General features: G+C 51.3%; 23 protein-coding genes and 1 pseudogene. 17 read left to right on the forward strand and 7 right to left on the reverse strand.

Features of this window, described 5'->3' with window-relative positions; translation table 11 throughout:
* The first annotated feature begins 747 nt into the window (after positions 1–747).
* From NST99_RS04600 to NST99_RS04610, 3 genes are read left to right on the forward strand one after another with little or no spacing between them, the layout of a single operon-like run.
* On the forward strand, positions 748–1,407 hold the full coding sequence (locus NST99_RS04600) for a phosphotransferase enzyme family protein (RefSeq protein ID WP_341089966.1): 660 nt from the start codon (positions 748–750) through the stop codon (positions 1,405–1,407).
* 20 nt (positions 1,408–1,427) lie between these two features.
* The gene (locus NST99_RS04605) at positions 1,428–1,601 is read left to right on the forward strand and encodes a hypothetical protein (RefSeq protein WP_341089968.1); all 174 of its coding nucleotides are present in this window, start codon (positions 1,428–1,430) and stop codon (positions 1,599–1,601) included.
* Positions 1,598–2,254, forward strand: coding sequence for a hypothetical protein (locus NST99_RS04610; protein ID WP_341089969.1), 657 nt, complete (start codon positions 1,598–1,600; stop codon positions 2,252–2,254). The genes NST99_RS04605 and NST99_RS04610 overlap by 4 nt, the downstream gene beginning before the upstream one ends.
* Before the next feature lie 140 nt (positions 2,255–2,394).
* Here NST99_RS04610 and NST99_RS04615 read toward each other — a convergent pair whose 3' ends face one another.
* On the reverse strand, positions 2,395–2,922 hold the full coding sequence (locus tag NST99_RS04615) for a hypothetical protein (RefSeq protein WP_341089970.1): 528 nt from the start codon (positions 2,920–2,922) through the stop codon (positions 2,395–2,397).
* Positions 2,923–2,954: 32 nt separating this feature from the next.
* Positions 2,955–3,758, reverse strand: a complete 804-nt coding sequence (locus tag NST99_RS04620; protein WP_341089972.1) for an aminoglycoside N(3)-acetyltransferase — start codon at positions 3,756–3,758, stop codon at positions 2,955–2,957.
* A 272-nt stretch (positions 3,759–4,030) separates the two neighbouring features.
* Here NST99_RS04620 and NST99_RS04625 point away from each other — a divergent pair, with 272 nt between their 5' ends.
* The 3 genes from NST99_RS04625 to NST99_RS04635 all read left to right on the forward strand — a co-directional run bounded on the left by NST99_RS04625 (position 4,031) and on the right by NST99_RS04635 (position 6,031).
* Positions 4,031–4,264, forward strand: a complete 234-nt coding sequence (locus NST99_RS04625) for a ribbon-helix-helix domain-containing protein (RefSeq protein ID WP_341089973.1) — start codon at positions 4,031–4,033, stop codon at positions 4,262–4,264.
* A gap of 29 nt (positions 4,265–4,293) precedes the next feature.
* Positions 4,294–5,430 (forward strand): DNA polymerase III subunit beta, encoded by a 1,137-nt coding sequence (gene dnaN / locus NST99_RS04630; protein ID WP_341089975.1) that lies wholly within the window; start codon positions 4,294–4,296, stop codon positions 5,428–5,430.
* A 205-nt stretch (positions 5,431–5,635) separates the two neighbouring features.
* Positions 5,636–6,031, forward strand: a complete 396-nt coding sequence (locus NST99_RS04635; protein WP_341089977.1) for a MerR family transcriptional regulator — start codon at positions 5,636–5,638, stop codon at positions 6,029–6,031.
* Here the strand turns inward: NST99_RS04635 and thyX are convergent, their stop codons facing one another.
* The gene (thyX, locus tag NST99_RS04640) at positions 6,032–6,739 is read right to left on the reverse strand and encodes an FAD-dependent thymidylate synthase (RefSeq protein ID WP_341089978.1); all 708 of its coding nucleotides are present in this window, start codon (positions 6,737–6,739) and stop codon (positions 6,032–6,034) included. It lies immediately after the preceding gene.
* A 244-nt stretch (positions 6,740–6,983) separates the two neighbouring features.
* Between thyX and NST99_RS04645 the strand changes: the two are divergent.
* The 6 genes and pseudogenes from NST99_RS04645 to NST99_RS04670 form a co-directional block, all read left to right on the forward strand.
* Positions 6,984–7,157, forward strand: a pseudogene (locus NST99_RS04645) (HAD hydrolase family protein); the annotation flags it as partial.
* A 91-nt stretch (positions 7,158–7,248) separates the two neighbouring features.
* Positions 7,249–7,743, forward strand: coding sequence for an NUDIX domain-containing protein (locus NST99_RS04650; RefSeq protein ID WP_341089979.1), 495 nt, complete (start codon positions 7,249–7,251; stop codon positions 7,741–7,743).
* Positions 7,740–8,267 carry a WecB/TagA/CpsF family glycosyltransferase gene (locus NST99_RS04655; RefSeq protein WP_341089980.1) on the forward strand — a complete coding sequence of 176 codons (528 nt, stop codon included), beginning with the start codon at positions 7,740–7,742 and terminating at the stop codon, positions 8,265–8,267. The genes NST99_RS04650 and NST99_RS04655 overlap by 4 nt, the downstream gene beginning before the upstream one ends.
* Before the next feature lie 41 nt (positions 8,268–8,308).
* Complete coding sequence (locus NST99_RS04660) at positions 8,309–9,148, forward strand: GNAT family N-acetyltransferase (RefSeq protein WP_341089981.1); 840 nt, start codon at positions 8,309–8,311, stop codon at positions 9,146–9,148.
* 56 nt (positions 9,149–9,204) lie between these two features.
* Positions 9,205–10,209 (forward strand): phosphotransferase, encoded by a 1,005-nt coding sequence (locus NST99_RS04665; protein WP_341089982.1) that lies wholly within the window; start codon positions 9,205–9,207, stop codon positions 10,207–10,209.
* Between the two features lie 282 nt (positions 10,210–10,491).
* Positions 10,492–10,851 carry a DUF6468 domain-containing protein gene (locus tag NST99_RS04670; RefSeq protein ID WP_341089985.1) on the forward strand — a complete coding sequence of 120 codons (360 nt, stop codon included), beginning with the start codon at positions 10,492–10,494 and terminating at the stop codon, positions 10,849–10,851.
* A gap of 97 nt (positions 10,852–10,948) precedes the next feature.
* Here the strand turns inward: NST99_RS04670 and NST99_RS04675 are convergent, their stop codons facing one another.
* From NST99_RS04675 to NST99_RS04685, 3 genes are all read right to left on the reverse strand, one after another.
* On the reverse strand, positions 10,949–12,739 hold the full coding sequence (locus NST99_RS04675) for a hypothetical protein (protein ID WP_341089987.1): 1,791 nt from the start codon (positions 12,737–12,739) through the stop codon (positions 10,949–10,951).
* 102 nt (positions 12,740–12,841) lie between these two features.
* Positions 12,842–13,765: a hypothetical protein gene (locus tag NST99_RS04680; RefSeq protein WP_341089988.1), complete on the reverse strand. Its 924-nt coding sequence runs from the start codon at positions 13,763–13,765 to the stop codon at positions 12,842–12,844.
* Positions 13,758–13,910 (reverse strand): hypothetical protein, encoded by a 153-nt coding sequence (locus NST99_RS04685; protein WP_341089989.1) that lies wholly within the window; start codon positions 13,908–13,910, stop codon positions 13,758–13,760. The genes NST99_RS04680 and NST99_RS04685 overlap by 8 nt, the downstream gene beginning before the upstream one ends.
* 285 nt (positions 13,911–14,195) lie before the next feature.
* On the opposite strand from NST99_RS04685, the gene NST99_RS04690 reads away from it, so the two are divergent.
* The 3 genes from NST99_RS04690 to NST99_RS04700 all read left to right on the forward strand — a co-directional run bounded on the left by NST99_RS04690 (position 14,196) and on the right by NST99_RS04700 (position 21,816).
* Complete coding sequence (locus NST99_RS04690; protein ID WP_341097557.1) at positions 14,196–15,947, forward strand: vWA domain-containing protein; 1,752 nt, start codon at positions 14,196–14,198, stop codon at positions 15,945–15,947.
* A gap of 69 nt (positions 15,948–16,016) precedes the next feature.
* On the forward strand, positions 16,017–19,406 hold the full coding sequence (locus NST99_RS04695; RefSeq protein ID WP_341089990.1) for a tubulin-like doman-containing protein: 3,390 nt from the start codon (positions 16,017–16,019) through the stop codon (positions 19,404–19,406).
* A gap of 4 nt (positions 19,407–19,410) precedes the next feature.
* Positions 19,411–21,816, forward strand: coding sequence for a transcription initiation factor TFIID (locus NST99_RS04700; RefSeq protein ID WP_341089992.1), 2,406 nt, complete (start codon positions 19,411–19,413; stop codon positions 21,814–21,816).
* Positions 21,817–21,959: 143 nt separating this feature from the next.
* Here the strand turns inward: NST99_RS04700 and NST99_RS04705 are convergent, their stop codons facing one another.
* Complete coding sequence (locus NST99_RS04705; protein WP_341089994.1) at positions 21,960–22,151, reverse strand: hypothetical protein; 192 nt, start codon at positions 22,149–22,151, stop codon at positions 21,960–21,962.
* Positions 22,152–22,239: 88 nt separating this feature from the next.
* On the opposite strand from NST99_RS04705, the gene NST99_RS04710 reads away from it, so the two are divergent.
* Both NST99_RS04710 and NST99_RS04715 read left to right on the forward strand, forming a co-directional pair.
* Positions 22,240–23,517: a vWA domain-containing protein gene (locus NST99_RS04710; protein WP_341089996.1), complete on the forward strand. Its 1,278-nt coding sequence runs from the start codon at positions 22,240–22,242 to the stop codon at positions 23,515–23,517.
* A gap of 63 nt (positions 23,518–23,580) precedes the next feature.
* On the forward strand, positions 23,581–24,216 hold the full coding sequence (locus tag NST99_RS04715; RefSeq protein WP_341089997.1) for a beta-mannanase: 636 nt from the start codon (positions 23,581–23,583) through the stop codon (positions 24,214–24,216).
* Positions 24,217–24,781: the final 565 nt, after the last annotated feature.

Genomic DNA, 24,781 nt, shown 5'->3' on the forward strand with positions numbered 1-24,781 from the left:
GGATAGCACCCTTAAGAGATCCGGATAATATGGGGAAAAGGAATTATTATATTACTGCCCGCTTACATTCCCCGTGTTCCCGGCTGCCCATGCAGTGGATGGAAATGTGTCCAGCTATTTATTTTAGCTCCACAGTGAATGCAACCGTGGAGTTGCTTGAAACAGAATAGGTTCCTGCTGCACTCAGTAAGCCAGCGAATTATGTATCCATCACAAACTATGGCGCGGCAGCTCGGTTTTCAATAACAATAGGGTTACCGGAGCGCCTTCAGGTAAGTTCATGAATACTTCCACAAGCTTAACCGTTTCAGGAACGGGAAATAACTGGTGAGCAGTTAAGCTGATGAAAAGGTAGAGCAGATGAGGCTATCCTTTGCAGGGGAAGGTCTCTTCTGCTTGTTGACAGATATCCAGCATCTGGATACAATAGACTGAAATACAGCAATTCGAAAAGAGGCTTATGTATGTCACGAGGTTTTCGTTTCATCAAGTTGAGATAAGAAGACGCCTATCAATTTTTTGATGAATCCTGCAGCCGAGGATTTATTTGATTTGCCGTTTTTCAATCAACTGGTGAGATGGAGGCCTTTTTATGCCCGGATTTAGCGGCAGGGGACAGCTTTGCCTTGTTATATGCAGATGCCCAAGCACCGGACGGCGGATTTTGCCCGTCTGTGGTTTGGGCTGTTTGGTTTGCCCTTATACCTCCGTCTCATCTGATTTCTATTTCTATGGAGGTACACTCGTATGAGAACGAAAGGTTCCTTTACCCATCAAATGCTTGAAATCGCAGCCAGTCGTTACAGTATGAGCAGCGGCCAGCTCCGTTACCTTGGAGGCAGCCAGAATATGGTTTATGAGGCCCAGCAGGATAGCCATGACCGCATATTGAGAATCACTCCAAGCTCTAACCGTTCTAAGAACCTGATCCTCGGGGAGCTGGACTGGATTTTGTTTCTGGCGAATGAAGGGGTTTCTGTCTCTGCACCCCTATTGTCCAGGAACGGTGAATTAGTGGAAGTTATTGAGCAAAGAGATGGATCTTATAGCTGCGTTTGCTTCGAAAAAGCCCGTGGCAGAACAATCAGCTACCCGGAATGTCTTCAAAATCCTCTGCTGTATGAAAAACTGGGGCAACTGACTGGCAAACTGCATGCCTTGTCCAAAAACTATCAGCCACAAGATCCTCAGAACCAAAGACAGGATTGGAGCAGGAATTGGTTCCTGCAAAATATAGACCTGATTCCTTCATCCCAGGCAGGCGTGCGGGAGAGCGGCTTCAAATTACTGGAGACCCTTCGCGGCTTGTCCAAAGACCCCAATTCATACGGACTTATTCATGGGGACATTCATACCGGAAACTTTATGGTGGATGAACATGGGGAAATCACCCTTTCTATTGGATAGCCCAAATCCCGCTATTTCTAATGCTGAGAGAATTGATCGTATATATCGGTGTTTTCCGCAATTACGACGGGGATGAATCCTTCAGCAGCTTAAATAATCAGTGGCTTAAGGACTGGATCGCGGAGAGTAAACAGAGGATTGAACAATCCATTCCCATTGTGGACATTTGGAACAGAGGAGAGAATACGAAATGAAATTGAACAACAAAAAACTTATTATTATTGATGGCATGCCGGGTTCCGGGAAAACGACCTGCGCGACGATGCTTTCGGATCAATTGTCTGCGTGGAATGTATCCAACCGGTGTATTCTGGAGCTTGAAGACAACCATCCTTTGTTCATACAGGGCTACAAATTCAGCTCCTTTGAGGATGATGCACAGGCAGATCTATTCATAGAAGGGCTGCAAGCCCTGTTCAGGGCTTTTGTTCAGGAAAGGCTGGCCAGTACGCAAGATATCACGATTATTGAAAGTGTATTGTTTCAGGATGCCGTTAACTGCGCGTATCATATGGGCATGAATCATGATAAATTGCTCAATTTCTCGTCGGAACTGCAGGAGATAATATCACCACTGCAACCGCTGCTCATCTACTTTTACCAAGTGAATGTTGAAGGGCAATGGCGGTTTATTTGCAGTGTGCGCGGGAACCAATGGGGGCCGGTGGCTCTGCATACGGATGATGATTTTAAGCAAGCCGCTGAGTTGTGGGGCGGGAGCCAGGCGTTTGTAAGAGCAATTGTTGACTCTTGGGACATCCCGAAATTAATTATTGAGAATCAGGATTATTTATGGGATGAATATGCTGACCGCATTAATCAATTTATAAGGGATTACCTAAGTTAGCATTAGCACGTTTCTACCGCGCGGAGGGATCGCGGAACCGGACTCAGTGTTAATGATTTTTTTTCAGGATTTGAGTACAGACCTCAAGGAGCCTTCTCAGGATGAGAGGGCTCCTGCCTTTATGGGGCGGCATGTCTTAACTATGCCGGCTTTGATTGAACTTTATTTTCCTCCAAAAACTGCCTTGTTTCTTCTTGGGATTCAGATGGAAGTAATCCGCGTATCACATTATCCTTTGTATGTATCTCCAGCAACAAACGATTTGTGAACGTATTCAATTTGCCGAATTCGTAATAGCTGATCATTTCCCAAGGGATCACGTCCCCCTCTTGGGAGATACCATATTCTCCGATGTACATAAGCACTCGGTCATGGTTGGCGACAACAGGAAGAACCAGCATAAAAACATAGGAGAACCAGTGATCCTCGATCACATTGCTGACCTTGAACATGTACAACAGCCACAGAACCACAACTGCGCTCGCGTACAGCAGAGTGACCACACGCAATAATTTATGTGGATTAAGTCTGGCTGGATCATAGATGCGAATTTGCCCGGCTGCCGACCGGTTGGCCTTGTATTGTCTATAGGCATAGTAGAGAAACCACGGGATGATTACACAATAAGTCAAATTTAGCACCATTATAAATATGGACTGAATCGTCATACTACCGCCCCGTTCATCGGAATCCTGTCTGTTTAAGCTCTGAATTTCCCCATCCAGTCTGTGGCCCAGTCGACCAGAGGTCTTTGTTCTAGCAACCGGATTTCGGCATTGCCGATGTGATGAATCTTGAGATTGATTTCCTGCTCATATTCATTCCCTAACGTGACAAAATCACTGTCATCCACCGCCTGGGTCGAATAAGTGAGCCACTCCCGCCTGTCGTCCACCAGAACTGCGCTGCTCTCGTCTACCATGTGCTTACCGGGGAAATCAGCCCGGGCTTCGGCCAGATGCAGGGATGTATTCCTGTCGTGGCCGACGCCAACCAAAAGGACATAACCATTTAGCTGATAAATTTTGTCCAGTGGCGATCCGGTACCAAAAATATTGCTCAAATCATGGTCCGCCGTAATATAGGCTGCATGTCTGCCTACTGCTGCTATGGAGCGGGCGGGGTGATCCGATCTTTGGGCTCCCGGCCATTTGCGGAGCATTTCAGCCGCGGCACCCATGCCGATGGCCGGAGTAACCTCTTTATCATAGGCAGGCCAATGCTCCCGTATCACGGGCCACCATTCTGCCGGTTCCTGCCAGTGGACGCCTGTTGAAGGATCGAGGTTTTTCCAAGTTTGCGAAGGCATGACCAAAGTGCCATCTTCCCCCACTATCTCCAGCAATGCCCGGATTAAGGTCTCCGCACCTCCCACGACGAAACCGAGCTTGCTTAGCGAGGCATGAACAAACAGGGTTTGCCCTTTTGCCACTCCGCAGCCTTTAAACTGATGGATCAGGTCTTCCTTTGTTAAAATGGCTCTTGTTTCCTGCAGCTCAGTCATAGATAATTCCACCTTTATACAAAAATAACCCCGCATAAGCTGCGGGGTTGTCTCCGGATGCTTCCGGAAAGCAGTGCCCTTGAATTCGGAAATTTACTAAATTATACCACGGAAGTGCCAGCTGGGAACAGCGGCTATTGGGTAAAAGCCAACATGGTAAGTTAAAAGGAATAGATTATTCCATACATTGCCAGGCAGTGGTCTGTATGCTAGAATTATATTACCAAGATTATGAAAAAGGTTCCTATAATCAATTGGAAAGGTGAAATACTATGAGCGATAATGCGATCAAAATTGGTGTCTCCAACAAAGACGGTCAACTCGGTTTCTTGTCTGGAAGAGGCGGTCTCCGGGAGGGTGCGGGCAGGAAAGGCATCGGGGTCACCAAAAAGGTATCCCTGACGTTGCCGGAGGAGCTGTGGAACAAGCTTGAAGCAGATTGTACAGCTACAGCATTATCCCGCTCGGAAATGATCCGGAATATTATTACTGCTTATTATTCATAATCATTCACTACAAGGGACAGGTGAGGGCAATGCTGGTCAATGTGACAAAGGAATCACTGCTTCATGCTCTGCAGCATGTCCTTAAGGCTGTTGTTGCGAATAGCCCAAATCCAATTCTGTCAGGATTACATATTCAGGCTTATGAGAAGGCTCTGGTGTTCACGGCAAGCAATACAAGTATGACCATCCAGTACAGGGTTCCCGAGGATAAGGACTCGATGAATGTGCAAAGAACCGGCGGAATTGTGGTGCCGGCCCGTTATTTAATTGAGATCATCCGCAGGCTTCATGCCGGGTGGATAGCTTTTGAGAGCGAAGAACCTTTTATTCTAAGCATCACTTCAGGCGATTCGCATGTCCGGTTATGCGGTTTGGACCCTGCGGAATTCCCGCCTGTACTTTCCCTTTCCACTGATGCTGAGCCTGCGTGTAAGTTTCAAATCCAGAATGACGTATTGCGATCGGCGATAAGACAGGTGTGCGTGGCTGCCTCCACATCCGATTCCAGACCGGTACTGACGGGAGTTTCTTTTGAATTTACCGGGGAATATCTCAACCTGATGGCAACGGACGGAATCCGTTTTGCTTCCCGAACGCTGCATACCGGGTATAACATAAGCAACGGAACGAATGTTATTGTGCCTGCTAAAAATATAAATGAAATCGTAAAGATGCTTAGCGAAGACAATGCTGCAACGGAAATTGCAGTGAGCCGACATCAAATCAGCTTCACGGCAAAAGAGCTGCATGTACAGTCCGTCCTCATTGAGGGGGTCTTCCCCTCAGCCGTAAAAAATGTGATTCCACAATCCTGCAAATCCGAACTGCTCATTGGCCCCTATGGTTTCCTGCAAGCGGTTGAAAGGGTGTCCATACTGGCAGGCGGAAACATCATTCGGCTTACAGCGGCTTCCGGCAAGCTGGTTTTATTATCCGGTACGGCTGACATAGGAGAGGTCCGGGACGAAATTAGCCTGGAAAACATGGAGGGGGATGACTTCACCATTGCGCTGAACGGCAGGTTCTTGCTGGATATCCTGCGCTGCCTGGATAGCGGGAACCTCAGAGTAAGATACACAGGGAAAGAAAGTCCGGTGGTCATCCTGACTTCAGACCCGCTTTCGCCCGCCCTGTTCCTGATCACTCCTGTAAGAACCCATGATTGAGCTGCGTGCATAAACTTCATATCGCTGGCACCTTGACCGTGACGTATACTTCAAGGTTTATGCTTTATCCGCAATCGTTGTGGTTCTGGAAGCCGCAGCAGGAATTCTCTTTATGAAAAGAGACCGCCGGCTGAAGTTTGATCAAGAGTACCCGTAAGAGAATGTAATTAGCAGATAAAACTGAGAAGGCAGGGGGGGAGCAGTCATGGAGGGCATGACACGCGGAGAGCTGGCGAAATTATCCGGGGTAAGCATGGCAACCATTCGCTATTACGAGGATAGTGGTATCCTGCCTGTCCCCGGGCGGGTAGCAAATGGTTACCGGATGTATACGGAGGATTATCTGGTGAAGATCAAGTTCATCAGGAATGCCAAATCCATGGGGTATTCGCTGAAAGAAATCCGTGAAGTGCTGGGAATGCTCGGTCAAAAGATGGATGCCGAGACGCTGAAGGAACGGGTCCGCAATAAAATACTGGAAATAGATGAAAGAATTGCCGCAATGCGCTCCATTCAAAGCATGCTTGCAGGCCTGCTTGAGACGTCTCAGGAGGATATCCACAATTATTTGCAGTCGTTTCGCATTCACGATAAGGAATAGTTACTTGGACAGCAGCTCGTCAATCGTCACCGGGAATAATGCTTTCACAATCTCAAGTACAGCTTTGGCATAGTCCTGTATTTCCTTCTGGGCGTCATGCTCCAGCCGCTGATTCAGGAAATGCGCTACGGATTGCAGCGAAGCCGTCCAATACCAGCGGACATAGAGTCCATAGGCAGGCAGAAACAGCCTTGCCTGTTCCGCGCAGATTCCGTCTGCCAGCGCAGCCTCATATTTCTGAATCCCCAACTCCACATAGTTCATGAGCTCCCGGGTATATTTCTCTCCAAGCTCCCAGGCTACGATATCGCCGCTGCCTTGTTTGGAGTTCGCGGGTGCGCTTCGCCATTGCCCGGCAGCAGGGGTATAAAAGGCGGGTTCTTCCGTAATATACCTGCGGCTTGATTCATTCCAGGCCTCCAGGCTGTCACCGGTTCCTTCATAATGGGCCGAACCAATGACGTATTTCCACCACTGTCTGGCGACCATAAGCGGAGCGTAGATTTCATATTGGATCACGGCATGGCGGAAGGGGGAAGTATGTCCTTCTCTGGCCAGAAATTGAATGAGCCGCAGATCTTTTTCCGTGAGTGCATCCGACTGTTTGGCATAGGATACCCGCGCCGCATTAACAACGGTGAGATCGGAACCCATATGATTCACCAGCCGGACATAACCTTTATCGAGAACTTCAATATTCAAGAGCAATTACCTCCAATTTTTTTCTCTTATTCTTATTCCTCTGTGCAGGTGGCATTTCCTGCAAACAAGGCACCCTTAGGGTGTCTTTTGTGTTGCGTTCGAGCGTTATCTTTTAATCTGAAATCACTATAGATACATTCTCCATTGATTTGAAGTCCAAGTTGCTGGTATGGTGAGAATGAGTATGTAAATATATGGAGTGCGAGGATACTCTTCAAATAACGCATGAATCAGGGAGTGGTTCTGGAGGATGTACAAAATAGTGTTTTTTGATGTGGATGGCACGCTCTTAAGTGATGTTGACGGAGGTATGCCGTCCAGCACCAAAGAAGCGCTTGGAACGCTGACTGCAAAAGGAATAAAGGTCGTGGTCTCTACAGGAAGGCCGTACAGTCTGTGCGAAGAGTTCAGAGGGCTTGGTGTCGGAAGAAATATATTGCATGTGCCTATATGAGGATGAACATGAAGCCCAGAAGTACTTATTTAGGGGAGAGATGATGGTGCGGCTTAGACCAATGGCAGTAGCTTTCTTATTTAATGATAAACAGGAGGTGCTGCTTCTGCAAAAGCGGTCTGGCAGCTCTTTTCTACCCGGTTATCTAGTTCCCGTCGGCGGGCATATGGACGCCCATGAAATCAATGATCCAAGGCAGGCCTGCTTACGGGAGATTGAGGAAGAAACAGGATTGACAGAACAGTTGATGGACAGCCTGGACCTCAGATACATTATTCATAGAATCAAGGATGATAAAGAAATTCGGATACAGTACATATACACCGGAAACGTCCGGGCAGATAGCCGATTAATTGAAAGTGAAGAGGGCCGGCTCTTGTGGGTGGATCGCCGTACAATTGCTGAACGGCATGTAACCGCCTCAACGCAAGAAGTGATGCGGCATTACCTGGAGACAGGGATTCATAACAACCATGTTTATGTAGGCTCGATGCACTCCTTCCATGGAGAACCTGCGATGGGCTGGAATGTGCTGGAGGACTGGGAGGGAAAGTGATTTATGAACGATATCGTTTCGATTCTAGGTGTTCCACGGAATATGACCTGCTGCTCAGGATGCTGAAGAAGGGCAATGAGCTGGGCTGGAGCTTTTATTTCCTGGGAACCGATGAAATCACCAGCAGACAGGCGGTAGAGAAGATTAACACCACCTATCCGCAGGTGAAGATTGCCGGCAGGCATCATGGATTTTTTAATGCAGCAGAGGAGCAGGGGATACTTGCAGACATTCAGCGCAGCAAGCCGGATGTTCTCATTCTTGCCATGGGCGCGCCGTATTCGGATAAATGGCTGTATAAGCATAAGCAGGAGCTGACTGGCGTTAAGCTTGTTTTTGGAGTTGGCGGCAGCCTGGATGTAATCTCGGGAAAAGTGAAGCCGGCACCGGTGATCTGGAAGAAGCTAAACCTGGAATGGGCGCACCGGTTGTTGTTCGCTCCCGTTGCCAAAGGACAGAAATCCCGCTGGCGCAGGCAGTCCGCGTTACCCAAATTTGTGTACCGGACAATGCTCAGAAAGTGACAGGGATTCGTAACGACAACAGATTGTGAGGGCGAAGGAAGATGGATAAGGCTGAATGGAGCAAGATACTGCAGCTGATTTCAATGATTTCGACGGGAGCGGAAGGTTATGTCAGGGCTGCTTTTGCCGATGGGGCTGTGTCTGTTATGTACTATGGGGAATCAGGTCCCAATCAAGGTGTCTTCTGTCTGGTGGAGGGAGCAGATTGCGTCATTGCCTACGCAGTGTTCAGGCAGTGCAGTCAGCCCGATGTATTATTGGAAGTGATGGAGAGCAAGATTAATCCCTATTTACAGGCAAGCGAAGAGAGGGAGATCTGCTTTAATGTATACGGGAGAAATACGGAGATCGTTCAGTTCGTGAGAGGGCTGGGGTTTTCACCTGACATCGAAGGTTATCAGCTTAGGTATGCCGGGAACCATCCGGTTGAAGCGGAGCCCGCTTCTTTATTGCAGGAACGGGGATTTACGCCGGAGATGCTGGATTCCTTCATTGCCTTGTTTGATGGGGCGTATGAGCAGTTGAATAGAGATAACGGTTGGGACACGGACCAGTACCGGCGGGAGCCGGAAGCCTTTTTGGTGACTCTTGCCGGTTACGAAGCGGAGTCCCGGGTCCGTTCGTTTTGGATACGAGACTCTTTAGTGGGTGCTTATATTACGGAAGGGGAATATATTCGCGATATTGTTGTAGCGCCGGAGTACCAGAACCGCGGGTATGGCGGAATTATTCTGAATCACTGCATCAACCGTATGAGAGAGCAGGGTGACGGGAATATTTTTTTGCGGGTGGCCGGAAGTAATGCCGGAGCCAAGAGACTCTATGAGCGAAATTACTTCGCTGAAACCGCCTGTTTTGCCGAGCATACCTACCGCCGCTAGAAAGAGCTTTTGTTCATGATTATCGCTATTGTATACGTTGTAAAGGAAGATGACCTATGAGCACAGATAACAGCAAATTGACCGAACTGATAAAAGATACAATATACTGCTTCATTTCCCCGGATATTCAAGTACTGGGTATTGAGAATATTCCTGTAGGCGCGGGATCACAAGCAGTTGGATTGTCGCGGCATAAAATAAATTGGAAAATAACAGCTGAAAATGAAACCGATCCCACTGGAACAACAACAACTATCTCTCTTGAGGTACCGGGCATCTACCTGTATTCCAAGCAAGCCACCTTTATTGAGCGGTCGGCACTGTCCAGATTATATTCACAGGCGGCGAATGTGCCGTACAGCTTGTCGAACCATCCGCTGAACGAGGGCCGCAGTTTGCTGGTTATTCAGGACGTGGACGTTGATACGGATTACGCCAGGCTGGATATTACACCAATTCAGGACAGAGAAATGTTAGCGCTGGCCTATATTCATCGGGCCAATATGGGATGCAGGGAAGATTTGCCGTGGCTGCCTATGGTTGATGAGGCCTATATTGCAGAAATAATCAATGAACAATGGAGATATTCGTGGAATATCGCTAAGGACAATCCGGCATTTGAGAGGACGTTTGGGTTGGATATCATCTCCGGAATAGAGGAAGCCGCCGATGGTATCGTTGAGGAGATGTCTGCTGTGATCAATGATGCAAGTACTCATACGATGATCCACAATGATCTTAATCCCGGTAATGTATTGGTGTATAACAATGAGAACGTATTTTTTATTGACTGGGAGGAAGCCCGCTATGGCTCACTGTTCATGGACATTCCGATGCGGTGCGGCAGCCTGCAGCAGGCCGGTGCTTACCGGACCTATCTGGGTAATTTCGGCTTAGACATTCCAGAGCCACGTTATGCAGAGCTGTTCTCCATAGCTTCCCGATACCTGGGGCTTCGTTTTATGTGCTGGAACCTTGGGGTGTGGGAGCATAATGAACAGGCAAAAGCGGATTTGCTAAAATACATAAAGATGGTGACTCAGCCTTTATTCAGTTCATAAGCAGCAGGCGGTGAATCCTCCTTAACCGTTCTGGGTAAGTATTACTTATATAGATTGAACTTGAGAATTGTATTTAGGGAAAAGTGGCGGAGGGGAATTTTGGAACTGGAGGAGCGATAGCGTCCGCCTTTAGGTTTGGATTTCTACCGCGATTCGCGGTTAAATTCAGGAAATCCAAACCTAACAGCGGCCGGAAGTCCAAACATTCTCTGGAGTCACGCCAATCCAAAATAGAAGAATTATAAGTTCAATTTATATAGAGGGAAATTAGGAGGGATACGTTTGGGTAATCCGCTGAAAGAACTTAAAGAAAGTATCAACGGCTTGAGGCAGTCGCTGGATGGTGTCAAACATTCGGTGGATGGCTTAAAGGAGCCGGTGGATGAGATCAAGGCCAATATTCAGGAGACTATGGATGAGGCGAAAATGCGGTCAGATCGCGTGAAATCCGAGGTGCAGCGGATAAAGGCATCCGTAGAGGAGACCACAGAGGTGCTCGGCGAGGTTAAGGAAACGATTACGTCGGCCGCCGATGTTCTGTATACGCAGAAGCGTTATAAACGTCTGCTGAACCGGAAAAGAAAAGTAGGAAGCGGGAGCGCAGCACGCCGTAAGAAGGCTGCATCTGTTTGGCGATCATAGAATTTTTTGAACAATCCCCGAAAAAGAAGACGTAAGAGACTAACGGCAATCCTCCGTTACTTTCTTACGTCTTTTTAATAGAAATATTTTTCGCAGCTTAAGGGAGGATTATGCTCATGCTTCCCAAGGAGTCTGCCACGAACACGGGCAAGTATTGCATTCCTGTATCAGTCTCCACGTATTCGAAACTGTTCAGGAACTGACCGCTCACCAGGGCTAGCCCCGTTATGGAGCCGGTATTTCCCTGAAGGACAATAAGACGTCCATTGGAGTTAGCTAATGATCTGCCTGAAGAATCAATATAGATGTCGCAATTCAGAGAAACCTTCTCAAACAGATGAAGCTCCAGCTCGGCGGCAGAAATCAGTGGATACTCCTGTTCCTGATGAATCTCGGAGAACTGGTAGACGCCCTCTGTTAATCGGTATACCGCGGTCAGGCCGTCTCCACCATTTTCTACAACTGCATTTTCAACGAAAATAGCATCATCATCAGGCTGCAGCGTATAGCTGCTTCCGGCAAACGAGAAGAGCTGGGAGATTCCCTCCGGCTTGATCAGATAGGCGGTAAAAGAGGTGCGCCCATCCTTACGGCTGCTCTCGGCGACGACCACAGGCACTTCGGAGAGGGCTGACAGCGTATCATCAAAAGCAAGACTGCGGAGATTCTCGAAGCCCGCGATGACTTCACCGGTCCTTGTCGAGACAATCCCGTCCTCGCTCATATCCGCAAAGTAGAGGACTCCGCTGCTGTCTGTTCCGGCTACGGCGACTTTGGCTCTGTATCTTCCGGTGACGGAGACAACATGGGAATATTTACCTTGCTCCTCACCGCCCGGCAGCAGGCGGACAGGCTCCGCAGCATTCCAGGCGATCCTGGCGGCGGCAATGTCTTCTGTAGTGTCCTGAAGTCCGGTGAGGTCGCTGTACAGCTGGATCGCTTCAGCATATTGGCCGCCGCGGACCAAACGTGCGGCGCTCTTCATCAGCTTCGCTAAGCTGCTGTCTATTAACGTAAGCACCTTGGATGAATCAATACCGGCAGAGGCAGCATATTTGCGGTAGCTTACGGCATGCCCGGTAAAGGCGGCATAGGAATCTCTGTCCAGATCGCCGCCGAGCATCTTCTTTGCACTGGCCTCAGCTTGCTCATGTACCCATGAGGCATTATAAGTGTGGCTCTTGTAGGCATCCATCATGGACAAGGCGGAATCCAGCAGAGCATCGAAGCTTCCGGCCGCCGCCAGCTCCTTGAGCTTAACCGTATCATGAGTTTGGAAGGACCCGGCCAGCAGCTTCTCCTTGGCTGCGCTCCCTCCATAAAAGGCATCGGGAATCCGCAGCAGATTCCACTTGAAGCTGTCCCCGCTGTCTTCATTGCCGCTGCCGCTTTGACTGGCCCCCAGTTCGGTAAGAAACTGGCTCTTGAACTGCTGGAACCCGGCTGAGAACTGGCCGGAAAGGCCTGAATCCGCCGACAACTGGCGATAATAGGATTCATAAGACCCTCCCGGCTGCATATACTCAGTTTTTAGGCTAAGCAAAGCAGCATAACTCTCCATGAATCCGGTGAAATCCTTTGTATCCAGCTGCTGTGACACTTTTAATACCAGTGTCTTGAGCCCGCTGCGAATCGCTGTTATGGGAGCCAGCTCCTTGAGCTTCGCTGCAACCTCTTCTTCCTTATAGAGGATAGAAGGATTCGCGGCTGCCAGGCGGTACTGGTTCTCTGCGGCGATCAGATCGCCGGCGGCATACAGCCGGTCGCCTTCATTCACGGCCTGAATCTTGTCTTCGATTCTAAATGCCTTCTGTCCAAGCAGAACAAGGATGAATGTACACAAAATGATCAATATATTCCGCAGGGATATGGCTTGTTTAAACGTCATATTATAGTAGCCCCTTTCTCGCGGAGCCGGTACCATCCTGACTTTGGACGGTGCAGCCGCTTCTTCTTGTTTAAAGTACTATTAAATATTGCAGTACTTTACTCAAGATTCAGGGTCCCACCGGTATTTGGCTTCACGGACTTCCGCGACCTTAAGATCCAGGCCGTTCCAGGCTTCGTAGGGGCTGGCGGAGATCAGCCTGGATAAACGCAGGAAACGGTCCTTGGGCAGATCCTGTATGTATCTTCCAATCATTCCGGAGTAGAGCAGCGCATAACGCTTCAGGCGTACAGCCGCTCCGGCGACACCGGCCAGGATGGCTGCACCTTTATCCATTTCAAGAATCTGAGTTTCATAATTCTTCACATAGCGCAGCGTACGGTCTTTGATAAGGTCAGGCCGGACCTTGGCGATTTCGCCGATATATTCTGCGAGCAGCGGCTCAAAGTCCTTTAGCAGCAGCTGTTCAAGCTCCAGGTACATATCTTTACGCAGCTGGAAGCCGTGCAGCAGGGCAATACGCTGGCGGGCAATTCGGTCACCGCGCAGCAGGATGGAAATTTCGCGCAGCTTCTCGTAGGCCAGCACATCATTCTCGCGCAGTACGGATACAGCCTCCTGGCGGTTGATTTCCAGGCCCTCCTTGATGTTAATGATATTTCGTCCCAGCAGTTCATTGAGGGCATAAAGATTCTGGTTCTGCCTTACCTTCCGCTGCGTATAGAATAGAAGTCCGGCTAGAACGACTCCTCCGGCAGCGCACAGCACCATCTGCTGCAAGCTCTCGCCGAAATAGACCGAGACCAGGGTGAGCAGCAGGATGAGCAGCAGGCGGGTGTGCATTTTCCGTCCGGCGATGGAGGTGGCCTGCTTCTCCACCGGAGTCAGGGCGGCACGTCCGCATTTGCCGCAGCGCTCTTCGCCCAGTGCGGTATAACGGCCGCAATGGCGGCAGACACGCAGGTTGTCATGCGCATAACGCGGAACTTTGAAAGGCCGGAATGTTACGGGTTTCTTCTTATTCACGGGCAGGATCGCCTCCATTCAGTGCGGCCAGCAGCTTCTCGTCAATGTCGTCACGGGTAAGCGGTTTGCGCTGGCGTGAAGCATACAAGGAGATCTGAATTACGGCATATAGAAACATAATCCCGAGAATGACGTATGAAATCATGGAACTCTTCCTTTCTTCTTGGAAGCATAGCGGTCCGGAGGGGCGGATAGAATGACGATTCTATGCATCCGGTTGCCGGTCCTGCGGTCCTAAAGTTGAAGTTTACAAGGTTTAATTATATCATAATGGCATACTATTTACAGATTTTAGCTATACCGTTACCCTGCCGCATAACCCGAATATAACACAAGAGGAGCCATCTTTATGCTTCGTACACATCATCACCCTAGAACAAGCCCAACGATGCTGCAGCGTATTGTACCTTTACTGCTGCTGATTCTGTTCATGGCCGCTGCGCCCTTTGCGTCATTGCAGGCCAGCGCTGCAACATCTGCCGCGCCATCTCATATTGACGCTGTACTGCTGATTGATGTCAGCAACTCCATGAATAAGAGTGACAAGAACAAGATCGCGAACGAAGCGATGAAAATGTTTATAGATATGCTGTCTGCCCAAGGCGACAAGGTTGGTATCGTAGCCTACACTGATAAGGTGCAGCGGGAGAAGGCGCTGCTGCAAATCAGCTCTGCCGGTGATAAGCAGGACCTCAAGGATTTCATCGACGGTTTAAGCCGCGGACCATATACGGATATCGCCGTAGGGATGGAAGAGGCCGTCAAGGTGCTGGAGAACGGCAGCGACCCGGGTCATGAGCCAATGATCGTCATGCTGGCTGACGGCAACAATGATCTGGATGAGTCAAGCGGCCGGACCCAGAGCCAGTCGGATCAGGAACTGGATGCAGCCATAGAAACAGCCAAGCAGAAAGGATACCCGGTTTATACTATAGGGCTCAATGCTGATGGCAAGCTGAATAAAGAAATTCTGGCAGGCCTGTCTGACAAGACAGGCGGCAAGGCATTCACAACGGATTCGGCCGATGATCTGCCGCAGATCCTGAGTGAAATTTTTGCCAGCCATTTGAAGCTGAAGGTCGTGCCTGTACAGTCGATTACGGCGAACGGGAGCTATCAGGATGTTACGGTCAATGTTCCTAACAGCAGTGTGCTGGAAGCGAATATCTCCATTATGTCCTCCCAGCCGGTTACTGCGAAGCTAACGGATCCTTCGGGAAAATCTATAGCTATCCCGTCGGACGATGTCCTGCTGTCCAAATCGAGCAGCTATAGCCTGATCAAGCTGATCTCACCGGAGCAGGGGGATTGGAAGCTCCAGGTGAAGGGTGTGCCGAAGGATAAGATCGATATCAATCTCGTATTCAACTATGATCTGGAGCTTAAGATCGATGCGCTGCCTTCCGCCGCAACTTACAAGAAGGGCGATAAAGTTGAGATTTCCTCGCACCTGTTCAGCAATGGTGCTCAGGTAACGCTCAGTAATTTGTATCAAGATATGAAGGCGGTACTGCTCGCCACGGATCTGGATACAGGCGATGTGCAGGAGATTCCGCTGGATAACTCCGCAGCGGTCTTCAAAGGCACCTTTGAACTCAAGGACAGCCATGAGTATGAGCTGAAGGTCCGGGCGGAGGAGAGCAGCTTCTACCGTGAGAGCGACGTGCTCAAGATCAACGCCAAAACGGGGACGGTTGCTACAAACACACCGGCAGCGGGAACAAAGCCGGGTGGGGAAGAACCTGCTCTGGAGAAGTCTTCCTCAAAGACGCTGTATTTAATCATTGGGGGCGTCGTGCTGCTGCTCGCTGCGGCTGTTGCATTCTGGCTGTTGCGCAAGAATTCGACCCGAGGTTTTGTAGGGCAGATGGTGGTAGAGGTACTCGACGGGAATACCGGAGAGAAGACCTATCCACAGTATAAGAAGCTGTCGGCGTTCCGGGGGAAATTCAGCCTTCACCAATTGCTGCAGCTGGCACCTGAACTGAAGGAGAGCGAGAAGCTCGTCTTCACACCGGGCAAGAATGACCGCCTGCTGCTGCGCGGCGGGGAAGGCATATCCGTGGAAAGATCGGGGCGTGTGGCCGATACCTCGCGCGGACTAGAATTGAAGAGCGGCGACCGTATTTCCGTGGCGCTGCAGACGGTAGATAAGACGATTTTGCTGGAGTATTTAATATAAGGCTGAGAAGTTAGTGGTATGGGGAGTTCCTGTAACTGGAATTTTGCAAATTGACTAGGGGGAAAACCTATGAAACCGGTAGTGAGAGAGCATATTCAGCAATTGGATGTATCGCTTGGCGGAGGGATCGTCAGCGACAAAATCAGAGTAGACACGATCGATAATCCGATCCTGATCATCGGCCTCGGCGGCACGGGCATTGATGCCCTGCTGCGCTTGAAATACCAGATCAACCGCCGTTTTAAGCTGCCGGAAGATCCGCTCTCCAAGAAGAAACGCGACAAGCCGGACAATGTGGAGTTTTTGGCATTTGAGACCAATGAGCAGGACCGCGGTAAAAAATACAAAGGCATCGGCCTCGATCCGCAGAATGAATTTGTGCTGCTGGCCAATGCGGAGATCGGCGGACTGCTGCAGAACCGCAGCATTCTCGACCCGTATATTACAGAATGGCTGTCACCGGAGCTGAGTATTACCGACGGAATGAACGGTGCCGCAGGAGTACGCCAGGCTGGACGGCTGCTGCTGTTTACGAAGATCAATCAGGTTGTGGGCGCCATCGACAAGAAGATCAAGACGCTGTCCGTCGGCACCAGCAAGAAGCTGATGGTATTCCTGCTCACCGGTCTGTCCGGGGGAACAGGAAGCGGCTCGTTCCTTGATATTGCTTATATCGTGCGCGGGATTATAGAACGCGATTACGGCGCGGCCGGTGTTGACCGGGTGAACACACTGGGATATCTGTTCACGCCGGACGTGAACCTGGCAAACAAGAGCCTCAGCGAGCATACACGCGAATATATCCGCAAGAACGGGTATGCGGCGCTCAAAGAGCTGGATTACTGGATGAATGTGGACAGCCGGGGTGAACGGTTCCGCCAGCAATACGGCAATATACTGACGGTCAATTCGCCGCTGCCTCCGTTCAATCTGTGCCATCTGATCTCGGCGACTAACACCGAAGGCAAGCTGCTGGAGAACGCCTACGATTATTGCATGAATGTAACCGCGGAGAATATCACGAACTTTATGGCCAGCGAGGAAAAGCAGTCGGGTGAGGAATTTGCGATCCACGACTATATCAGCAACATCCGCACGAACATTGCGCAGATGAACAAGACCTATCCGGCCAACTATGAATACAACATCATCGGGGCCTCTTCCGCCGTTCTGCCGATTGAGGAAATGACCACCTATCTGGCTTTCCGCCTGTTTGACAAGATGGACAAGATGTTCCAGCAGGCACCGGGGCAGGAGGATGTGGAGAAGCTGGCCCGCAAGCTGGGCATCGACCTCGACACCATGATCAAAACCTTTGAATCTCGCGTACCCGAGCCGCTGCCCGGTTACCAGAACAGTGAACGTCTGGGCCATGCCAATGTGATCAAGAACCAGGTCGTCGATATGGATACGGAGCTGGAGCAGAACTTCCTGTCCCGGGCGCGTGAAGAATATATCAAGGCCAAGAAGCAGCTGCCGGGCGAAATCACCGGACGTTTCGGTGAGGAGCTGGAGCGTATCTTCCTTCATCCTGAGCAGGGACCGTTTTATGTCTCTCGCCTGCTTTATACCGAGAAGGGCTTCTGTATTCTGAAGCTGATCCAGTCCTATATCGAAGCGCTGCGCGAGAGCCTGCTGAGACTTCCGCGCGATATCGAGACGGCGCAGGAGAGTGCGGAGGAGAAGCTGGGCGATGCGCGGAGCGCTTTTGTCTCCAAGGAAAAGAAGAAAAACGCCTATATCGAAGCCAAAATCAACGAGTACTGGCTGCATGCCGATGTGGAACGCACGGAGCAGATGATCGAATTCTACGACGACCTGTTTGAGCTTCTGAATGAAGAAAACAACCGGATTTACGGCGTGTTTACGGAGATTCTCAGTGCGCTCAGCACGATCTTTGAGAAAAACGGCGATATTTTGATTAACGGTGAAGAGCAGGCCGACCATAAAGGCAACAAAACTTACTATTGGAATATCGTCAATGTGCCGGATATTTCGGCGACGATCTCGAAGGTAATGGACCAGAAGGACGGCGATGACCTGATCCGTGACTTCACGCGGGAAATGCTGAAGCATTCCGGCCGCTGGGTCAAAGAGCAGGAGATCGACATTGTGCGTTCCATCTCCGAATTCCTGAGCGATAAGTTCGGCGATCTCATTACCCGTTCGATGGAGGACTTCCTGGTTATGAAATACGGCCGCGAGGAGCCGCTGGATAAGTTCGTGGAGCGGATTATCGCCGGACGCCTGGATGAGGACGCCGTGCCGATTTTCCATCTCAGCAACAGCTCCGGCAGCCTGCACTTCCCGTCGTGGGGATTCGTATCTGTGCCGGTTAAGGCACCGGGCATCCTGAAGGGAATCCGCAATTATCAGAATAATGCGCTGGGCAAATCGCAGTTTACGATCAAGGAAAGCCAGGTGAAGAACCGGATTTTCTGGCTGAATACGCGCAATGGGGTACCGCTGTTTGTGTATACGCCGCTGCGGGTGTTCGAGGAGAACTATGAGCGGACCATTCTCGACAAGGAAGGCATCGGCCGCCACCTGGTGATGACTGACAAGAACAACTGGACCTACCTGCCGTCCCCGATTCCGGAAAAATCATGGGGCGATACCTATGTCAACGCCCGTGTGCGTGATTACAACGCCAGAGTCCGCGCGGATTTCGCGAAAGCACTGGAGAGCGGAGTTGTTATCGAAAAAGGGCTGGATGAAAATACGAGCAGCCGGTTTTCGGTCGTGTTCACCAAGCCGTTCGACTTGGCTAAATTCCTGAGCGGCTATGATCTGCAGCTTGACTCCTCGCGTCCGAATCTCGGTGAAGTGAAGAAGGCAACCGATGAGCTGAAGGCGCTGCGCCAGAATGGGCTGGAGCGCGAAGGGATCAAGGATATTTTTGGCAGCATTAATAAAGAACTGGCCCAGGAGAATCTGATCCGTTCCCCGCAGCTGATTACCCGTGTGCGTGAAGAGCTGGCGAAGTACGAGGCACTGACCGCGAAGGCGGCTGAGCTTGAGGCACTGCTGCATCAATATATCGACGAAGACAAATGGCTGGATCAGTTCATCGAAGCCCTGTACACCGACACGATCACCAAAAAAGGCGCGCTTTACGTCTATGACCGTGACGAGGACGAAGATGCCTGGGAACCCTTCGCCAACTTAATGAAGGAACGCAGCTATGTGGAGTATGCGGTATACCGCCATTTCCGCTCGCTGGATGAGAAGAGCCGCAGTCTGCTGCTGCGCAAGGCGGCCCGCCGCGCCGGTGAAATGACCGCTGCGGAGGATGTCACCCCGCTGCTCTACAAGCTGGAAGGCATGTATGTCTCCTTCCTGGAGGCGCGTGACAGTCTGGAATATGAGCGGGTGGAGCATGCAGACGGCGATGAAATGTACAGCTTCTACAAGAGCCTGACCGGCAAGCTTGGCAGCATCCGCAGAAAGCTGAAGTAAGCCTATGATTAAAGCACAAGCATTAAGTTATGCCCAGCAATATGCGGCGCAGGAAGAGGCGCAGCGCAGCAAAGGGGATGGACGCAGCAGCATCCATTACCCGGCCTTGTTTCTGTTCCTGGGCGACAAGGTATCACCGGCCATCGGACCGGTGCTGGACAGCTGCGAACGGAAATGGGATAATGCCGGCGGCGTAATGGCACTGCATGCAGCGCCTGCAGGCGGCAAGGAACAGGACCACAGTCAAATGCAGGGTGGTGAAGGCGAAAGGGAACGGGTGATGAGCATGGCCCTGCCGGAAACGGCGGGGCGCGATCCCCGCACGGTCCGCCATGACATCTACCGCGAATTTCACGAAGACAGCCGTTATTTGGCTGGGATGAACCGGACCCTCCGGCAGCTCGGCAACAGCATAGCGGATTATGGGCGGCTGTATTCTTCCTTTGACGTCATCCATTTGTCCATCATTACGCGGGTCGATGACCCGCTTAATGTGCTGCTGCCGGAAGTTGCCCTGCTGGCCCGCGCAGTGCTCGGGCAGTCGTTCAAGTCGGTGCAGACCGATCTTTACGCCCTGATCAACGAGCGGGAGCAGGGGGAGAATTTCGGTTATTCCAGTTCGGTAGGGCTGGCTTTTCTGCGTGAGCTGGACGGGATGCAGCTTACGGATTATACGTTCAAAGCGCCGCTGCTTGTAACCGAAGAAGGGCTGTCCATTCCGGTCGCCCATGGCCCCTCCGCCTTGTTCGATCTCGTCTATCTGCTCTCTGACAAGAACGAGCGGGGGATGATGTCCCCACATGGCATGGACGATAATTATGAGATTATCGCCCATATCAGCCTGCTGAAGAACCGGGTGCGACCCTCCACGGACCATGCCACCGGACATGGCGGCTATAACAATATGACCTTTAAGAGCGGCATCAGGGGCAGTACGGGAAGGCAGGGGTATGCGTCCGCCGGCTTTTCCGCCGTTCGCAGACCCAATAAGCAGATTGCGCTGACGGTGCTGTACCACGCTTTCCGCTATCTTGCGGACGAACTGCGCGGAGGCGGCGCTGCATGGAGTCTGCGTGAGCGGCAGTCGCTGCTTGGGCTAAACCCGGAGGCCTTGCGTGAACGTGCGGCGGCACTGCTGCCGGATGAAGCCGGAATTGCGGAAATGACCGGGCTGATGAGCCACGGACGACCGTCCTTCAGCGAACTGAAGCAGCTCTCGCTGCGCGAAGCGGAGGACCTGCTCTTCGGTGACGGCGGGCAGGCTTATTTCCGCCGCAACTTTGCGGAGGTATCCGCCGGGCGCACAGCCGCCGTAAATCCTGCCCGTGAATGGGCCGCTGTTCTGGCGGCCCAGGAGACGGCTGTTCCGCCAGTGACGTTCTATCAGCTGGCGGAATGGACCGCCGGGCAGGGCGAAGCCGGCGGCAGTGTGCTGCATGCGCTGCGCCAGCATATGAACGGCCTGCGCTCGGCGTTATCCTCCGCACAGGAGGAGCTGGAGCGGCTCTACGCGGAAAGCGTGGAGCGCCAGCCGTTCCAGCGGGTGCCGCTGCTGGACAAACGGACGGTGCGCAATTTCATTCATTATTTATTTGAACGGGTCTATGGCGGACAGTATGAGATTCTGCGTCTCGAGAGCGAGCTTGCGCTCTGCCTCCGATATGATGCCGCGCTGGAACAGCTGCACCTGGAGAGCAAGGCTAAGGTGCAGACGATGGAGGCGCTGGAGGAAGAGCTGCGCAGTCTTGCGCTGAATAGTATCGGCCGCAGCAACGAGACGGTGGACCGGAACATTATGGAGTATTACCGTACCGTCACGGAAGAGGTCATGAAGGACATGGAAGCGCGCCGTGGTGCCGGCATTTTCTTCAGCGAGCGCTTTATAGGCAGCCTCTCGGAATTGCTCAAGCAAGGCGGAGCGGCAGTCGCGGAACGGCTGATTGAGATCTGCCGTAGGGAACTGCTGGCGGCAGAGCCGTTCGCGCTGCCTTTTGAGGAAGAGCTGCTGAGGCGGGCCAATGTCGCGGCGGCTTATGAGAACCGCGAGATCGTGTCCAAGGAGGAGCTGTTCAAGCGGCTGTACCGGAGCCTGGAAGAGGAGGCGAACATCAATGTCCGCCTGTTCGAATATACGCAGGAGCACCGGCATGAGGAGAAATATTTCTTCGGCGACAGTGGATCCGAGTTCCTGCGCTACGCCTTCGGTGCAGACGAGACGACCCGCATCTACCGGCTCGGCTTTGTGCATGAGCAGCGCCGGAGCGGAGTCGAGAAGCTGAACCTGATGGGCGGTTTCCATCTGGAGGACCTGCTCTATTACCGCAATGGCAAGGTCTACTATGAGACCTACGCCACAAGCGGCTACCGGCTCCATGGCGTTGAAGCTGAGCAGCTCCCGGAGTTGCGATAAGGTACAGGCACAGAATGGACGGCTGTGTGCGAAGGTAGAGGTTGGAGAGGGGCCCGGATGCCGTGACGGTCTGCTGATTGCCGCGGTCCCTCCGTCAGTGTAATTGCTGGCTCAGACTACTGAAGCTGAACCGGTGGCTGTAATTAATTGCTTGGATAGGCTCTACCGGGGAGAATCCCCAATTCGCGCGGAATGAAATTTCTCGCTGAGACGGATACCGTCCTTTTGAGGACGGCGAAGCCGTTTCCACTTACTAATACTGTAATTTCATAGCCAGGCTCATTGAGTATCATTACAATAAACAAAGGGAGTTCCTTCGCCGCCGTTTTTGCCATGGATTAGAATGCCAACAGCATGACCGGCTGGCTGCTCCGGTAATTATAAATATCAAATTTTAAGTGTTCCCGGAAAGGATGAATAACGATGCAGCGAAAAATCAATCTGCTCCTGTTCTTCTTCAGCCTGCTGGGCGGTGGAGTGGCCTTTGTTCTCGGTGAGCTGCTGCTTAGCCGCAGGCCCTATGACCTGCCGTCGATTGTGCTTGTCGGAATCTATTTTGCCATTGTGGCGCTTGGGGTTGGGCTTGGCTGTCTGATTGCGGAGATGATCTCTCCAAGGCTGAACGGCTTGTCCTGGAAGCAGCGTTATCTGGGCTTGTCCTGGAAGCTGCTCCCGCTGACGCTCGTTCTGATGCTTGGGGTAGGCGTGTTAACAGAGTTTGTGTACGAACTGAACTTCGGCGGAATCAAGCCGATCAAAAATGTCGTAATGGTCATCGATGACTCCGGCAGTATGATGCAGAGTGATCCAGACAACAGCCGCTATGCGGCTGCGGATACGCTGGTGCGGCAGATGGACGAAGATAATCAGGTAGCTGTAGTAACTTTCAGCGACGAGTCTTCGGTTGTTCAGCCGTTGATTTCACTCTCCAGTTCAGCGAACCGTGAGAAAGTATCGGCTGTAATCAGCAGTTTGCAGACGAGGGAGGGCGGGACGAATATCAGCGGTGCACTTACAGAAGCTATGAATGTTATTAACAGTGACGACAAAGCCGGCCGCGGAGCAATGGTAATCCTGCTGTCCGACGGATTCAGTCAGTTCAATACCGCTACGGAACTCAACGAGTACGTGGAGCGCGGCATCGCGGTTAATACTATTGGACTGGCGCTGGACGATACATCCGGCTCCAATTTGTTGCTAGACATCGCCTCCGTCACCGGAGGGCAATATTATGATGTTACCGATGCGAACCGGCTGGGTGATGTGTTCCAGCAAATTTATGACCGCTTGGGAGACCGGACCTTGCTCACTGAGCGCAGTGATGCGACCGCCGACAGCCCGTATTATGCAGTGGTTCGTATTTTGGCGCTTATGCTGATCGGCATAACTCTGGGCGTTGGCCTTGGTATTGTGTTCGATAACCGCCACCTCGCAAAAAGCTTTGGAGTAGGCGGCGCAGTGTCCGGTCTATCCGCCGGACTGATCCTTGAATTCGGCCTCAGCGGGCATTCTTACTGGGATGCAATCATCCGTCTGATCGCCCTGCTTGTTCTGGCTGCGATTATCTCCTTGTTCACCTTTGTTGTGCCGGTTGGGGAAGGACGATTATCCCGCAGAGGTGAAAGAAATGCTGCAGCCTCAGCACCGTCATCGGAGAGCTTCCAATCACCGCGCAGAAACAGGGGCAGCAAGGGATTCTAAAAGTATGGACAGCAGGGTAGTGAACATGCCAAACGATAGGGATAGTGAAAGGAGTTTACAGTCATGAGGTACGCCGAGGCTCATTCCTCCACGCCGGTTATTGCGGATGTGGTTTCCCGGGTGGAGGACCGGTTCTGTACGCTGCGATGGCGCTGGCCGGATGGCGTGCAGGCGGTCTGTATTCACAAGGCGTCTACAGAAGCGCCGGATAGCGGAGAGCTTCCGCCCTCCGGCATGAAGCTGTATACGCGCGAGGAGTACAAAGCGAATAATGGATACCGCGACAGGCTGGATGATATCGGCCAGGTGGTGTATACCATATTTGTCCGGCTCACCGAGAACGGAGAGACGCTGCTGGTGCGCCAGCAGGATGGCGAGAACCGTGCCTTGGTCAGTGCAGGCAAGGCGCGGATTTATTATTCCATCCAGCAGAAAAAAGCACTGTTCGGCAAGCTGAAAACAGTACATATGACGATTTCCGCCGAAGTGCCGGTGGCGAAGGATGTACTGTGCTATGTCAAGAAACGGGGCGGGCATCCGGCTTCTAAAGAGGACGGCATCCTATTTCCGTTTGTGCAGGATTTCCCCGCCGGGAGAAGCGTTCTTCCGCCGATTGAAATCGGCAAGGAGGATTTTGTACGCATCTTTTTCACGGATGGCCGCAAGTACGGGTTGTATTATGAGATGGTGCCTGAGTAATCCGGTGTTGAGCTTGTAATTATGAGTCCGCAGCTTGCTTGGATTATAAGCATCATTAGGTGTAAGCTTCGTACGTCTGGTGCGCGTATTTGTTGGATCGTAAGTATCTTGAGATCTTGAGGTAAAAGCTTCATATGTCTGTGGTGCGTGCGTTTGTTAGATTTTAAGTAAGTCTGAACGGCCTGCTTTTTGGAGTCTGAAGTGGCAGTAATTGCATTTCGTGCAACTAAAACGATCGATTTCTCCTACTAGGCAGGTTTAATTGTATTTTGTACATCTATATTTCGGGAAAGCTGATAAAGTATGCCATTCGCTCTTCCATAATTGCACAAAGTGCAGGTAAAGCTGGAGCGGTGGGCCTGAGCGTTGATATAGCTGTACAAAGTGCAGTTATCATTAAGCTGCATGCGGACGCAGAGCGAGACAGAGAAGTGTAGAGAAGTGAAGTGAAGTGAAGAGAAGTGAAGAGAAGTGAAGAGCAGAGCAGAGAATAGAAGAGTAGAGTAGAGTAGAGTAGAGTAGAGTAAAGCGAAGCAGTTACAGTAGATTAGACTACATCAGGTCA

Origin of the sequence: Paenibacillus sp. FSL L8-0470 (assembly GCF_038008625.1) — a bacterium.
Lineage (GTDB): Bacteria > Bacillota > Bacilli > Paenibacillales > Paenibacillaceae > Paenibacillus_AQ.

Coding starts and splice junctions, on each gene's coding strand:
- NST99_RS04600 (WP_341089966.1), top strand. CDS start 748: ATGAGAACGAAAGGTTCCTTTACCCATCAAATGCTTGAAATCGCAGCC.
- NST99_RS04605 (WP_341089968.1), top strand. CDS start 1,428: ATGCTGAGAGAATTGATCGTATATATCGGTGTTTTCCGCAATTACGAC.
- NST99_RS04610 (WP_341089969.1), top strand. CDS start 1,598: ATGAAATTGAACAACAAAAAACTTATTATTATTGATGGCATGCCGGGT.
- NST99_RS04615 (WP_341089970.1), bottom strand. CDS start 2,922: ATGACGATTCAGTCCATATTTATAATGGTGCTAAATTTGACTTATTGT.
- NST99_RS04620 (WP_341089972.1), bottom strand. CDS start 3,758: ATGACTGAGCTGCAGGAAACAAGAGCCATTTTAACAAAGGAAGACCTG.
- NST99_RS04625 (WP_341089973.1), top strand. CDS start 4,031: ATGAGCGATAATGCGATCAAAATTGGTGTCTCCAACAAAGACGGTCAA.
- dnaN (WP_341089975.1), top strand. CDS start 4,294: ATGCTGGTCAATGTGACAAAGGAATCACTGCTTCATGCTCTGCAGCAT.
- NST99_RS04635 (WP_341089977.1), top strand. CDS start 5,636: ATGGAGGGCATGACACGCGGAGAGCTGGCGAAATTATCCGGGGTAAGC.
- NST99_RS04650 (WP_341089979.1), top strand. CDS start 7,249: ATGGCAGTAGCTTTCTTATTTAATGATAAACAGGAGGTGCTGCTTCTG.
- NST99_RS04660 (WP_341089981.1), top strand. CDS start 8,309: ATGGATAAGGCTGAATGGAGCAAGATACTGCAGCTGATTTCAATGATT.
- NST99_RS04665 (WP_341089982.1), top strand. CDS start 9,205: ATGAGCACAGATAACAGCAAATTGACCGAACTGATAAAAGATACAATA.
- NST99_RS04675 (WP_341089987.1), bottom strand. CDS start 12,739: ATGACGTTTAAACAAGCCATATCCCTGCGGAATATATTGATCATTTTG.
- NST99_RS04685 (WP_341089989.1), bottom strand. CDS start 13,910: ATGATTTCATACGTCATTCTCGGGATTATGTTTCTATATGCCGTAATT.
- NST99_RS04690 (WP_341097557.1), top strand. CDS start 14,196: ATGGCCGCTGCGCCCTTTGCGTCATTGCAGGCCAGCGCTGCAACATCT.
- NST99_RS04695 (WP_341089990.1), top strand. CDS start 16,017: ATGAAACCGGTAGTGAGAGAGCATATTCAGCAATTGGATGTATCGCTT.
- NST99_RS04700 (WP_341089992.1), top strand. CDS start 19,411: ATGATTAAAGCACAAGCATTAAGTTATGCCCAGCAATATGCGGCGCAG.
- NST99_RS04705 (WP_341089994.1), bottom strand. CDS start 22,151: ATGGCAAAAACGGCGGCGAAGGAACTCCCTTTGTTTATTGTAATGATA.
- NST99_RS04710 (WP_341089996.1), top strand. CDS start 22,240: ATGCAGCGAAAAATCAATCTGCTCCTGTTCTTCTTCAGCCTGCTGGGC.
- NST99_RS04715 (WP_341089997.1), top strand. CDS start 23,581: ATGAGGTACGCCGAGGCTCATTCCTCCACGCCGGTTATTGCGGATGTG.